At 60.3% G+C, this 13,112-nt stretch carries 12 protein-coding genes and 1 tRNA gene; 9 read left to right on the top strand and 4 right to left on the bottom strand.

Annotation, left to right across the window (positions count from 1 at the left end; genetic code table 11):
* The first annotated feature begins 56 nt into the window (after positions 1 to 56).
* Positions 57 to 992: a riboflavin biosynthesis protein RibF gene (gene ribF / locus K0V07_RS13670; RefSeq protein ID WP_220621946.1), complete on the top strand. Its 936-nt coding sequence runs from the start codon at positions 57 to 59 to the stop codon at positions 990 to 992.
* A 31-nt stretch (positions 993 to 1,023) separates the two neighbouring features.
* Here ribF and K0V07_RS13665 read toward each other — a convergent pair whose 3' ends face one another.
* Positions 1,024 to 3,291 carry an FUSC family protein gene (locus tag K0V07_RS13665; protein WP_220621945.1) on the bottom strand — a complete coding sequence of 756 codons (2,268 nt, stop codon included), beginning with the start codon at positions 3,289 to 3,291 and terminating at the stop codon, positions 1,024 to 1,026.
* Positions 3,292 to 3,345: 54 nt separating this feature from the next.
* On the opposite strand from K0V07_RS13665, the gene K0V07_RS13660 reads away from it, so the two are divergent.
* The 6 genes from K0V07_RS13660 to K0V07_RS13635 all read left to right on the top strand — a co-directional run bounded on the left by K0V07_RS13660 (position 3,346) and on the right by K0V07_RS13635 (position 9,226).
* Positions 3,346 to 3,603, top strand: coding sequence for a DUF1656 domain-containing protein (locus K0V07_RS13660; protein ID WP_220621944.1), 258 nt, complete (start codon positions 3,346 to 3,348; stop codon positions 3,601 to 3,603).
* A gap of 7 nt (positions 3,604 to 3,610) precedes the next feature.
* Positions 3,611 to 5,656, top strand: a complete 2,046-nt coding sequence (locus K0V07_RS13655) for an efflux RND transporter periplasmic adaptor subunit (protein ID WP_220621943.1) — start codon at positions 3,611 to 3,613, stop codon at positions 5,654 to 5,656.
* Positions 5,657 to 5,771: 115 nt separating this feature from the next.
* Positions 5,772 to 6,227, top strand: coding sequence for a hypothetical protein (locus tag K0V07_RS13650; protein ID WP_220621942.1), 456 nt, complete (start codon positions 5,772 to 5,774; stop codon positions 6,225 to 6,227).
* Between the two features lie 223 nt (positions 6,228 to 6,450).
* A complete protein-coding gene (locus tag K0V07_RS13645) occupies positions 6,451 to 7,179 on the top strand; it encodes a (Fe-S)-binding protein (RefSeq protein WP_220621941.1) in 729 nt (242 codons plus the stop codon).
* Positions 7,180 to 7,182: 3 nt separating this feature from the next.
* Positions 7,183 to 8,589 (top strand): LutB/LldF family L-lactate oxidation iron-sulfur protein, encoded by a 1,407-nt coding sequence (locus K0V07_RS13640; RefSeq protein ID WP_220621940.1) that lies wholly within the window; start codon positions 7,183 to 7,185, stop codon positions 8,587 to 8,589.
* Between the two features lie 19 nt (positions 8,590 to 8,608).
* The gene (locus K0V07_RS13635; RefSeq protein ID WP_220621939.1) at positions 8,609 to 9,226 is read left to right on the top strand and encodes an LUD domain-containing protein; all 618 of its coding nucleotides are present in this window, start codon (positions 8,609 to 8,611) and stop codon (positions 9,224 to 9,226) included.
* Positions 9,227 to 9,522: 296 nt separating this feature from the next.
* Here the strand turns inward: K0V07_RS13635 and K0V07_RS13630 are convergent, their stop codons facing one another.
* On the bottom strand, positions 9,523 to 10,038 hold the full coding sequence (locus K0V07_RS13630; protein WP_220621938.1) for a hypothetical protein: 516 nt from the start codon (positions 10,036 to 10,038) through the stop codon (positions 9,523 to 9,525).
* Between the two features lie 234 nt (positions 10,039 to 10,272).
* Positions 10,273 to 10,674 carry a L,D-transpeptidase gene (locus tag K0V07_RS13625; protein WP_255567989.1) on the bottom strand — a complete coding sequence of 134 codons (402 nt, stop codon included), beginning with the start codon at positions 10,672 to 10,674 and terminating at the stop codon, positions 10,273 to 10,275.
* A gap of 127 nt (positions 10,675 to 10,801) precedes the next feature.
* On the opposite strand from K0V07_RS13625, the gene K0V07_RS13620 reads away from it, so the two are divergent.
* Positions 10,802 to 11,815, top strand: coding sequence for an aspartate-semialdehyde dehydrogenase (locus K0V07_RS13620; protein WP_220621936.1), 1,014 nt, complete (start codon positions 10,802 to 10,804; stop codon positions 11,813 to 11,815).
* Positions 11,816 to 12,014: 199 nt separating this feature from the next.
* On the opposite strand, the gene K0V07_RS13615 is transcribed toward K0V07_RS13620, so the two are convergent.
* Positions 12,015 to 12,740, bottom strand: a complete 726-nt coding sequence (locus K0V07_RS13615) for a PEP-CTERM sorting domain-containing protein (RefSeq protein ID WP_220621935.1) — start codon at positions 12,738 to 12,740, stop codon at positions 12,015 to 12,017.
* Between the two features lie 118 nt (positions 12,741 to 12,858).
* Between K0V07_RS13615 and K0V07_RS13610 the strand changes: the two genes are divergently transcribed.
* Positions 12,859 to 12,935: transfer RNA gene (locus tag K0V07_RS13610), tRNA-Val, on the top strand.
* Positions 12,936 to 13,112 lie beyond the last annotated feature (177 nt).

Genomic DNA, 13,112 nt, shown 5'->3' with positions numbered 1-13,112 from the left:
TCGGGCTAAGTAACTGAGCGTCTCGCTTGTTAAACGTCCCCCCCATTGTTGCGCTGATGGCCTACGCATCACTTGATAACCCGAATCTGTCGGACCGCCCGCTGCATCTGGCTATCGGCATGTTCGACGGCGTGCACCTGGGGCACCAGTCAGTGATCGAGGCCTGTGTCAGCTCGGCCACCGCATGCGGTGGTGTATCCGGGGTGTTGACTTTCTGGCCGCACCCGAGCCGCCTCTTTCGTAAGGCCGATCAGGCGACAAAGCTTTTCATGCCGCTGGACCAAAAGGCGGAGTACCTGCATAAGCGCGGTATCGAGAGCGTGATCGTCCAGCCGTTCACATCGGAGTTTGCCGCTATCGAGGCGGAGGATTTTCCGGCCTATCTCAAACAGAAACTACCCACGCTCGAGGCCCTCTACGTGGGCGAAAACTTCCGCTACGGTAAAGGGCGAACCGGCACGATTGAGACCTTGATCGAGGGTTGCCGCAAGCTCGGTATGCACGTCTTCAGTGCTGAGCGCTTGCGGGTAGACGGTGAGCCCATATCCAGCACACGCATCCGCGTCTGCCTGGAGGAGGGCGACATGCGACAGGCCCGGGCATTGCTGGGCTATCCCTATACCAGCTACGGCGAGGTCATCCCCGGACGTCAGCTGGGCAGGACGTTGGGCTTTCCGACTTTAAACATGGCCTGGGAGCCCGAGCTGGCCCCTCATTATGGGGTGTATGCCGTCCGTGTGCGCGAGGATGTATCCAGCGCATGGATACCGGGTGTGGCTAACTACGGGCAGCGACCGACGGTCGATAAGGAGCCCGCTCAACCCCTGCTGGAGGCGCATATGCTCCAGCCCGTCGAGTGGGGCAATGGCACCCGGTTGACCGTCCAGTGGCTGGAGTTCTTACGTCCGGAGAAGAAATTCAACGGTCTGGATGAGCTTAAGGCGCAGATCGGTGCTGATCGCGAGAGTGCCGCGAGATACTTCGGGCTTTAAGCAGGAGTGAATCCCCACGCCTCCGAATAACTTAAAAGAACGGGCTGCGCTCCATGATGGTGAGGTTGAGCCTGTCCATCTGCTCGCGGCAGTTATGAACCTCGCTGACGAGGTCGCTGTAGCGACGCACGAGCGAGAGGAAGACGGCAACGTCGCCAGCCGGGATGGCGCGTGCGAGGTGATCCTTGCGCAGCATGACAAGCAGTTCCTGGTTGAGCTTCGTGATCGGCGTACGCAGATCGGGGTAGTCCTCGGCGCGAATGCCTGTTTCGAACGTCTGCTCAAATTTATCGAGGCATCCTTTCATGCTCTCATTGATCTCGATCATGGTCGGAGCCATACGCTCCGCCAGCGCGGGTGCCATGGGGCGGCGGATCGCCCGCTCAAGCGCTTGCAGCCGGAAGCGCAGTCCTTGCAGGCATAGGGCGAGCTGTTGGTACTTGCCGCGCTCGCCTTCCTCTTTTTTATGCAGGCCGATCTGGCTGATCCACTCCTGGCAGGCGCTGGGCAGGTCGGTCAGCGTGTTCTCCAGAGAGCCTATGACGGCGATCGGAGCTTCGCCGCGCAGGACCTGAGGCGTGTACAGGTCGAGGTATCCACGGCAGTCCTTGAAAAATTTGCACAATGTCTGCCGTAGCTGGTGCTCAGGGATGACGGGCCAGATCAGGCGCAAGATCACCGCGCAAACCATAAACCCGAAGATGATACCCATCAGGCGCTCGATGCCCGGCTTGAGGGAAATACTCTGCGTGTTAGAGACGGAGGTCATCAGCAGAAAGGCGAGGAAGGCCTGAAAGCCCGAGTAGGAATAGCGTACCGGCCCGTAGTTGATCAGGCTGAAAACCATGAAGCACAGAAACAGCACGGGAGCCAGCTCCTCATAGGTCTCCAGATGAGGAGTGACCAACAGCATGAAGAAGGCCGCCATGCAGCCCCCGAGCAGACACCCGGCCAGACGCAGCAGGGATTTCTGGTTACTGGCGACGAGGCTTTTCTGGATCAGGATTGCGGCGGTGATGACTCCAGGCACCCCGCCGGGGCACTGCGTCCACTGCCAGATATAGAGTGTGGAGATGACGGCGAGGCCGACCTTGATGCCATGCTTCAGGCGCATCGAGTCTGGGCGCCAGCGCTGCTTGTTGTGGCGGACCTGTTCCTTGACTTCGCGGCGTTCCCGTCCGGGCTGGAGGATCGCAATGGCGGTCTTTCTCAACAGCATGATCACGCGCTCGATCTCGGCGAGGTTGGCGTAGTAGGCCATGAACGAGGTGGTATCCCGCAGGTCGTAGCTCAAGGGAATATCGCTGGCGCGGAGCTTCTCAAGGTGTTGCTGGAGGGCGGCGTGGGCCTCGGGAGCCAGTGCCGGGGGCAGTGGAGCCGGACTGCCGAAAAAGTCCGCCAGCGCGCACAGGTCAGCCCGGAGCGCATTCGTGTAGGCCCGTAGTTCTTCGCTGAGATTATCCTGATAGCGGCGGGGGAAATCTCCCTGCGTGGAGTGCAGGGTGGTGACCACGGATACAAACGTGCTCTCCATAAACTGCAGGGCTGCCTGCAGGCTGGATCGGTGGTTGGAGAAGCGGCTTGAGTCGAGCATGGCCTGCGGGAGGAGGGCATGCAGCTTGGGAAAGGCTCCGCTCAGCTTTTCGCTCAGCTTACCCGAGTCGGGGACTTTTTCTCCGTAGCCACTGTACAGCGCGGTAGAGTGGTCAAAGAGGCGGATACAGTTCTTGAGAGTCGTGGCCATCTGGCGGCCCATCTCCCGACTCGCACTCTGCGGCCAGAGCAGGGAGTTGACGGTGAGGGCGACGATGACGCCGAGGCTGATCTCGGATACGCGAAAGAAGACCACCGGCCAGAGTTGTTCCAGGTCGTTGAATACCTGCGCGCTGATAATCGACAGGGTGATACCGCTGAGGAAAAAGGTGTACGGGTAGAATTTACCCAATGCCATGTAACCGGTGAAGGTCAGCGCTACGAAGAGCATCAGGGAAAACCCAATCTGATTCTGCGGGAATGCGCCGCAGATGAGGTAAGCGACGACCCCGGCGGCGAGGGTACCGGCCAGACGCATGATGCCTTTCTCCAGCGAGGCACCGATGTAGGGCAGGGTGGCGACCAGCACAGATATCCCGGCCCAGTAGGGGCGCTCCCAGCCCAGCCCCATAGCGATACCGATCGCAATGACCGAGGCCAGTGAGGCCTTGAACGCGGTGAGCCAGCGCAGCTTGTTCAACGTCGGCCAATGCCAGTGCCTGGAGGAGGCAGCTGCAGGGGCGGCTGTTGTTGTCTGGGCGTCCATGCGGCAGATAATTCTCATTGTGTTTAAGCGCACATGGCTTGATTGTAAACGCCGATGATAGTGGATTTGATGGAACGGCTTGCCCGGATCGTCCCCCCGGACTGGCGGCTACCCGCAGAGATCAACCTGCTGGGCTTCTATCTGACGCCTATTTTTGTAGTGATTATTCTCGGAATACTGCTGGCCGGGGTGTCGGTGTGGCTGATTGACATAGCCCGGTTGACCCGCTTTATCTGGCACCCGCCGCTGTTTCTGTTCTCGCTTGCCGTGATCTACAGCATCACACTCTCACTCCTGTTTATGCCGGTATAGAATCCGTATGGTCAAAACGCTTTTCAAAGTCTTTATCACCCTGTGCGCGGTAGCGCTGGCCCTCCTGCTGGCATGGGTGTACTGGCACCAGTATCTGCTAAACCCCTGGACGCGGGACGGGCAGGTCCAGGCCTACGTCGTGGGGATTGCCGCTCGCGTGAGTGGACCGATGATTGATGTGCCGGTGCAGGATAACCAGCGCGTCTCGGAGGGGGATCTGCTTTTCGCCATCGATCCGACGGATTATCAGCAGGCGGTGGACTCCGCCCACGCTTCTCTGAATAAATCCCGCTCCGTGGCCGAGCTGCTGCGTCTGGAGATCGAGCGTCGCAAGCCCCTGCTGGCTCAGCAACTCGTATCTGTCGAGGACTACCAGATCCTCCAGGCCAAGTACACGGAGGCGCTTGCGGACATCGAGGTGGCCACAGCAGCGCTGAAGCTCGCCGAGCTGAATCTCAGCTACACCCGCGTCTATGCCCCTGTGGACGGCTACGTGACGAATCTCGTGGTGACGACCGGGACCTACGTGACAAAGGGCCAGCCACTGATGGCGCTGGTCGATGCGAATGATTTCTGGGTGACCGGCTTCTTCCGCGAGACGGACCTCAAGGGCGTCGTCCCCGGCAGGCGGGCCGAGGTGCGCTTTATGGGGCATTACGGCGAGCCGATGGATGGCGTGGTCCAGAGCGTAGGCTGGGGGATTTACCGCCCGAATGGCTCCGAAGGTAAAAACCTGCTGCCCGAAGTCGCGCCAACCGTGGACTGGGTGCGGCTCGCCCAGCGTTTTCCGGTGCGCATCCACCTGATTGACCCACCGAAAAACCTGCCCCTGCGGGTCGGGGCAACGACCTCTGTGCTCATCCTGCCTGAATCTGTCGAGTACTTCCAGGAAGGCGAGGAGGGGCCCACGCTGGTGGACGGGCGCGGCGACCCTGTCATGATTTCAGGCAACCCGCAGCGAATCGTCAGCCTGGCTCCAAGTACGACAGAGCTGGTCTTCGCATTGGGGGCGGGGGATCGCCTGATTGCCGATACCGAGTACTGCAAGTTCCCGCCTGAGGCGCAGGAACTGCCGCATATCCAGGGGTTTGATTCACCCAATCCCGAGGTCCTGTTGCAGTTGGAGCCCGACCTGATTCTGGCCTCCAACATCACGCGCCCGGCCACGGCGTCCCGGCTGCGTGAGCTAGGGCTTCCGGTCTTTGTGCTGCCTTCCCATGGCCTCGACGGGCTGATGGATGATATCGAACGTCTCGGCGACGTGCTTCGCTGCGATGAAGCCGCCGCGGACCTGCTGACGCGTTTCGATCAGGTACGCACCCAGCTGGGGATGCGCTTCGCGGGCCTGAGCATGCAGGAGCGCCCGCGTGTTTTTCTGGGTTACGGTGAGCGTGAGACTTACACGGCTGGTCCGGGGACTTTTCCCGATCAATTGATCAAGGAAGCCGGTGGCCGCAATATCGCCTATGATGTGAAGGGCGACTGGGTTGAGCTGTCGGAGGAAACGCTCGTCGAACGTGACCCGCAGGTGATGCTGATCCCCGGTGAGATCAGCCAGCCGGTCGAGCCAGCAGGGGAGGAACTGCTGCAGACCTACCGCTTGGACCCGGTCTGGGGTAAGCTCTCCGCTGTGCGTGACGGGCGCGTCTACAGGATCGACAACAGTCTTTTTAACATACCGGGCCCACGCCTCACACTGGCGCTTCAGTCTCTGGCGGATACGCTCCATCCAGAGTCTACGCCCAAGCCCGTTTCTCCCGAGAGCATAGCCGACCAGGAGGCTCAGGCGGGTGTCGAAAAGGCCGGACAAACGGAGCCTGAACAAGACAGCCTGAGTGGGCCCTTTCCGGTGGATCGCTCTCTGGCCCCCGCGGATGTGCTGGAGGGACCGGCTCCCGCCCCGCAGAGCACCGCGAGCGCTGCCGCCGCAATGCGTAAACAGCTCGAACGCTCACGCAAAAAACAGGCGCCGGATACGTCATCGTCAGCCGATGCACAACCCGACGGTGAGGATGTTCCGGCATCTGACCCGGTCGAGGCCCCTGCTCCCTGAGTTCGATGAGAGGGCGAATTTCACATACACTGTGATTCGTGGGTGACAGGGCGCTTTCCATCCATACGTTTGTGTATCGATGAGCTTGGATACGTATTTGGCAAATCTTCGGGCGATGAGTGAATTCATCGTGGGTGCCCCCTGGGCCAGCGGGGCGTTTTACCTGCTGGTTGGCGTGGGAGTGTTCGCGCTGCTCGTGATGGGCAAGCTGATGGCTTCCATGATCGGCGGGAATTCAAGAGGGTTTTTGCCCATCCTGCTCGCGCAGTTGGTCATCGTCGCATTAGGGCTGGGGGCTGCTGTGCTCGTGCAGACGCTGCTCGCTCCCCATACGCAGAGTGTGCCGCTGCTCCATGGCTCGGTCATCGCCGGTGCTGCTATCGGTGGGTTTGTCGGTGTGGTGTTGGTGAGCCGGTTTCTCATGGGGGTCACCCGTGGGGTAGGGCTGGTGGTTACCGTGCTGACGCTGGCACTCGGTTTTGGAGCGATCTGGGGAGGCCGTCAACTGCTAGGCTCCATCGATCGCGGCGAGCAGGTTATCGAGAATGTGCATCAGCAGATGGAGGAGTAGCCCCAACGCGGCAAAACTGTGTGGGCCAGAGGCCGTGCTGAATAGCTTTGCCTCAAAAACCGCCGGCTTTGAAATGATATCGCAGAGTTGTCTTGATAGATTCTGGCTGATTTTTTTCAAAACCTATCACGGGTGTAGTTGACTTTTTGAAGCGGTATTCCTTTAATCGGCCAACGTGATCAGCCCCCAACGTACCGTTCCTGCTCCTAAAAAAGTTCAGTTCATGGCGACCTGCCTGTGCGACGCGTTTTTCGACGATGTGGCCAAGGCGACCGTGCAAGTCCTCGAATACCTCGGGGTCGAGGTGGAGTTCCCCGCCGACCAGACCTGCTGCGGACAGCCGGCCTTTAATGCCGGGGACTGGAAAGCCTCCCGCAAAGTGGTGCGCCATGTGGTGGATGCGTTCAAGGGTGAAGACCCGGTCGTGATCCCCTCCGGCTCCTGTGCGGCCATGCTGTTTCACGGTGCGCTGCTGGAGTTCGAGAAGGAGGACGACCTGCCCGAGGTGCAGCAGCTGGCGAATCGCTCATGGGAGCTGCTCGACTACATCGTCAATGGCCTTGGTGTGACCGAGTGGCCGGGCTCTTTCCCGCATAAAGTTTCCTTCCACCGCTCCTGCCACCTGCGTGGCACCTGTAGCGGCCCGGCTGCCCTCCAGTTGATGGAGTCGATTGACGGGCTGGAGATCGCCACCTTTGGAGAGGCCGAGCAGTGCTGCGGCTTCGGGGGCGCATTCTCGGTCAGCCATCCGAATGTCTCCGGTAAGATGGGCCAGCTCAAGATCGAGAATATCCTCGCCGCCGACCCCGAGTATCTCGTCGCCGCAGACATGGGCTGCCTGCTGCATCTGGGCGGTATCGTGGATAAGGGCGGTAAGAACCTGCCCCGTTTTCACGTGGCGCAGGTCCTGCGTGATGCGCTGATCTCTGCTAACCTTTTACCCGCTGACTGAGCCATGCCTACGAAATCCCAACAGGAAATCGACCGCTTCGCGCGCGACCTCAAGCCGGACGTTTACCAGTCCGTCTACGGGGGCACCAAGGCTACGACCGAAAAGCGCTACGAGGTGCTCTTTCGGGACTACCCGGACCCGGACCTGCTCCGCCAGACCGCTGGCCAGATCAAGCAGCACACGCTGGAGAATTTAGACAAATACCTGCCGCAGGCCGAGGCCGCTCTCAAGGCCAACGGGGCTCAGGTGCACTTCGCCTCCGACGGCGACGCCGCCAACCGCATGATCCTGGAGATCATGAAGGCCAATGGCTGCAAGAGCATGGTCAAGTCCAAGAGCATGGTCAGCGAGGAGACCGGGCTGGGGCACTATCTCGAAGACAACGGCATGAAGTGCCTGGAGACCGACCTGGGCGAGTTCATCATTCAGATCGATAACGACCACCCCTCCCACATCGTCAAACCCGTGGCTCACAAGAACCGCCGCGACATCGCCAAGAGCTTTGAGCGCGAAGGGCTGGGGGACTACAACGACGACCCGGAGACGATTACCCGCCGCGCCCGCAAGTTTCTGCGCGGTAAATACTTTGAGGCCGATGTCGGCCTGACCGGAGCGAACTTTGTCTCGGCCGAGAGTGGACGCCTGACCATCGTTACCAACGAGGGCAACGCCCGCTTCTGCATGGCCGCCACCCCGATCCACATTGCTATCGTCGGGATCGAGAAACTCGTCCCGCACGACCGCGACCTGGCGCTCTTCACGGCGCTGATCGGGCGTTCCGGTACCGGCCAGCACCTGACCAGCTACACGCAGTTTATCGGAGGCCCCAAGCGCGAGGGCCAGCCTGACGGCCCCGAGCAGATGCACGTCATCTTCGTCGATAATAAGCGTACCGAGGTGCTCGCCTCGCAGTGCTCAGAGATTCTCCGCTGCATCCGCTGTGGTGCCTGTCTGAATGTTTGCCCGGTCTACCGTCAGGCCAGCGGCCACGCCTACCGCAGCGTCTATCCCGGCCCTGTGGGCGCGGTGCTCAGCCCCTTGCTGGCGGGCAGCCGCTTCCCCGAGCTGGCGGACTTGCCCAAGGCCTCCAGCCTCTGTGGCGCTTGTAACGAGGTCTGCCCGGTTAACATCCCGATCCCGGACCTGCTCCTGCGTCTGCGCGACAAGGCCAAGACCGAGCATGCCGAGAAGGCGATGAAGGGCACCCCGCCGATGGGGATGTTTGGTCTGCTGGCCAGCCAACCTCATGCCTGGCGTGCCGCCATGACGATGGGCGCGGCCATGAACCTGACGCCCGACGCCATCATTAACATCGTGCCTCCGGCTGCTGCGTGGAACTCCTGCCGCCAGCTCCCGAAGTGGCGTGGCGGGAAATTCCGTAACTGGATGAAGAGCCGCTCCAAGAACTAACCCCAGCTTTTTTATAAAAATGCAAGACGACCGCGAACTGGTCATGGGCCGCATCCGCGATGCGCTCGCCCCCCTCAAGGAACGTGCTGAGTATCCCGAATGGGACCCGCAACTGCCCGTCTGCAAGGCGCACCCGGACTTCAGCAGCGACTGGGAGCTTTTCTCGCACAAGATGCAGCAGGTCAACGGCACGCCGATCGCCGGGCTTGATGCTCTGGGCAAATGGTTGCACGAGGCTGGGCTGACCCTCGGCTACTGCGACCCCGCGCTGGCCGACGAGTTGCGTGCGCATCCGGCCTTTGCCGGGCTCACGCTGGAGACGACTTTTGAGCGCGCCCGCGTGGACGATTACACCTTTGGTATCACCCGTGCCACCGGTGCTATCGCCGAGACTGGCACGGTCATGCTCAGCGATGCGGACACCTCCTCGCGCCTCGGTGCGCTCACTCCGTGGACGCACATTGCCATGCTGAAGAGCGACACGCTTTACCCGGACACGGTGACGGCTATCCAGCACTTCGGGGACGACCCGTCCATCGTCTGGGCCACCGGCCCCTCCAAGACGGCCGACGTCGAGGGCATCCTCATCGAGGGTGTGCACGGCCCCGGCGTCCAGATCTGCTGTCTGGTGGACTAGGCGGGGGCAGTTTCCGGGCCTGCGCGGCCCGGACCCGCGGCAGCCGAGGGCTGCACTTTCGGTCCATCGTCCGGGCTTCGCCCAAACGCCGGACCGGCATTGAAACCTTCCCTGTCACGGCCTCGCCGTTAGGGCAGAACACTGGACTCATGACAATGGGATAGCCCAGTTTTGATGCTCTGCTTAGCGATTACTGAAAGCAGCTTCTGCTGTTTTCAGTAATCGCTAACACGATGCGCAGCATCGAAAGTGCAGGCTCTGCCTGCTGCGGGGGTTGGGGGCGCACAGCCCCCTTATTAAAGCGGTTCGACCTGTGAGGGGTAAACCTGCGCGCCCATGCTGAGGCCCTTTTGGATTTCAGCCTTGGAGTCGATGAACTTCACGTTCGGCATCTCCTGCTCCCAATCGAAGCTCTTACCGAGCACGAAGTAGGTGGCGGGGATCTGCGGGACATTCTGGAGCGTGGCGCTGGCCTTGGCGTGGCTGATAACCTGTGCGGCCATGCCGTCGGTATCCTGCGAAAGGGTGGCGATGACCCACAGCTCTTGGCCGACAACCCAGGCCTCGTCGATCTTCAGGCTCCAGGCCGGGGTGGGGACGGGTAGCGTAAGGCTGATCACCTGCTCGGGGACGATCGGCACCTCGCCGCGCTCATCCGGGGCCTGCTTGATGTCCTTTTGCAGGTCATCGATGCCCTCGGCTACATTTTTGGTGTACTCGGAGTCGAGCTTTTCAGCTTCGCGGTCGCAGCCAGTGAGCGCGAAGAGCAGAGTGAAGGCAAAAACGGGGGACAGCAGGCGAGTCAGTTTCATGCCTTCCACTATGCGGGAGGACCCGCGCCCCGCAAGCGCATATAGCAGGCAGGACACAGTCCTGCACCTGTGATCCTGACGGATCACTGATGCCGCCGCCGTTGACGCCGACTCCAACCAGCTCCGTTAGGCCACGCTTGCGGAAGTTGTGCCATTTGTTGGCCAATCCCGATTGCCTGTGGCGATGGACCGGCCACTTATGATGCGGATAAATAGCCGGGCCTTTACCGGGCTTCACTCGATGAGGAGGAGCGTCCCGGAGGGGACGGCGTCGTAGAGCTCGATCACTTCCTCGTTGCGCAGGAGGACGCAGCCGTGGCTGCGGGCGTTGGCGAAGTCCGCCTCCAGATTCGTCCCGTGGATGTAGATGTAGCGGTCATGGCTGTCGCAGCCCGGTCCGGCGTTGTGGCCCGGCTCCAGCCCGCGCAGCCAGAGGATGCGCGTGGTGACAAAGTTTCGCTGCTCCTCGTGCTCCCAGTACCGCTTACCGGTGGGCACGCGCCCGATGAAGACCATCCCGGCGGGGGCGCCGTCGCCGATCTTTTCGTCGATAACGTGCAGCCCGGTGGGGGTGCCGAGGGAGTTTTCGACGCAGGAGGGCGGGTTGATCCCGAAGGCCGTGTCATAGGTGCGCACGAGCTCCCCTTTGCAAAAGTGCCTCAGTTTCTTCTCGCAAAGCGAGACGTGAAGCGCATGCTCTGTCGGTTCAATTGACAGGCGGTCACACCGCTCTATAATACTAGAATAACAGTTATCCACCACCATGAGCTATCGAGTCGGCATTGTCGGCGCCACCGGCGCCGTAGGTCAAGAACTGATCGAACTGCTCCATCGGCGGAATTTCCCGATGGACTCCCTGACGCTGCTTGCGTCCAAGCGTTCGACTGGCAAGACCATCACCTGGGAAGACAAATCCTGGACCGTTGAAGAAGCCGAGCCCACCGCTTTCGATAAGCTCGACATCGCGATTTTCAGCGCCGGAGCCTCCACCTCGAAGGAGCTCGGCCCCGAGGCCGTCAAGCGCGGCTGCGTCGTCGTGGACAACAGCTCGGCCTTCCGGATGGATGCCGATGTGCCGCTCGTCGTGCCCGAGGTGAATGCCGAGGCCATGCGCAACCACAAGGGCATCATCGCCAATCCCAACTGCTCGACCGCTGTCGCGCTGATGGGGCTGGCCCCGCTGCACGCTGCATTCGGGCTGAAGCGCTTTTTCGCCTCCACCTACCAGGCGGTCTCTGGTGCCGGTGCCTCGGCCATGGCCGAGCTGATCGACCAGATTCACGCCTGGGAAAAGGGTGAGCCTATGAAGGTGGAGAAGTTCCCGCACCAGATTGCCTTTAACGTGCTCCCGCACGTGGACGTGTTCTACGAGGACGGCTATACCAAGGAAGAGCACAAGATGCTCAACGAGTGCCGCAAGATCATGAGCCTGCCCGGCCTGCGTGCCTCGACCACCTGTGTGCGTGTGCCCGTGCTGCGTGCCCACAGCATCGCCATCAACGCCGAGTTTGAGCGCCCTGTGGATCTGGCCAAGGCCCGCGAGGTCATTGCTGGCTTTGCCGGTGCCGAGCTGTGCGACGACGTGGAGAACAAGGTGTACCCGATGCCGCTCGACTTCTCCGGTAAGGAAAAGTGCGGGGTAGGGCGCCTGCGTATCGACTCGGCCTTTGAGAACGGCCTGTCGCTGTGGATCGTCGGTGATCAGCTCTGGAAGGGCGCAGCCCTTAACGCCGTGCAGATCGCCGAAGAACTGCACAAGCAGTCCGCTCTGGCCTGATTCGCATCGCCCACCATACACTTGTCGCCTTCATGGAATTTATCCATAAGGCGCCTGTGTTTTAAGCTGCCTCAAATGAGGTAGCCGTTGGATGCTCGTGGCTGCTCCTCTGTAAAACGTTTATCGGCCCATAATCGGTCCGACAGGAACCGGTTTGTAACCAAGTGCCTATAGGGGTGGCGTAGGTTGGCGTACGCGGCTACTTCGTAATGCGTCTGCGCAGTACGAGAAGCCCGAGTAGACCGCCTGCGAAGAGCAGAGCATAGGATCCGGGCTCGGGAATGGGGATGAGTTCCAGGCCTATGGAGGAGATGGCGATATCGGCGATATTGTATCCGTCGGATACAATACCCACGGAATCGATTTCCAGGTTTGCTACTCCAGTGCCGTTCAGGTTTTCGCCGCCGATGTTGAGGCTCCAATCACCCGTGTCGTACTCGTATGTGAAGTAGACAGTTTGGGCTTCCGCGGTCAGTGCTGGGGTGAAGGTTTGAGTCGATGCAGAGAGGCCTGTGCCAGTGATTCCCCATTCGTCAACCAAGCCAGGACTGCCAATAAAGAAATACTCTGTGCCACCCGCGTACAGCGTTAGGCCGGCGTAGCCATTTGTGGCAAACAAGCCCTGTGTCTCGGTCGTGATGAACGATAAGCCAAGGATTTCACCGCTGCCAAGCGCCTGCGTAAAACTCGCACTAATCGAGTCGGGGGACGGGGTGTTACTGAGAGCTGTGTCGAGGACTCCGTCTTCGACCGTGAGACCGCTTGAGCCGCTCCAGGTGCCGCCGACATCGGGAGACATCCCATTCAACGTTCCATTTGTACTGAAATTCTCAGAAAATATGGTTGTCGCGGCAAACGTTGGCAGTGCTGCAACAATGAAACTTGATAATAGTATGAGTGTGCGTGAGGTGGCTAAACGTAGCATGGTGGCGTGTTTTTCGCTATTACTCTAATGGTGTCAATTGGTTTTTGGGATTTTAAGTTATGGGCAATAAAAGCTTGCTCCGTGCCAGTTTAACTCGATAATTCGCGCTTTTCATTTGGGGCGCTTAGCTCAGTTGGCTAGAGCAACTGGTTTACACCCAGTAGGTCGCAGGTTCGAGCCCTGCAGCGCCCACCACTTTGTTTATGCGGGTTGTAGCCCGATTGTCCCTTTGTTCATGCGGGATTGGCCAGTTGCTAGGGGAAATATAAGCGTGTCAGAGGGTGACAATCGCGGACATCTTGGACAACGCTAGGCGCACACAAAAGCGCACACGGATCTTGACTTGTTGGCAACACAGTTGTTTGCTGCACA

Origin of the sequence: Ruficoccus sp. ZRK36 (assembly GCF_019603315.1) — a bacterium.
In the GTDB taxonomy this organism is placed as follows: Bacteria; Verrucomicrobiota; Verrucomicrobiia; order Opitutales; family Cerasicoccaceae; genus Ruficoccus.
The sequence above is the reverse complement of the archived record's forward strand: the minus strand, read 5'-3'. Positions and strand labels throughout refer to the sequence as shown.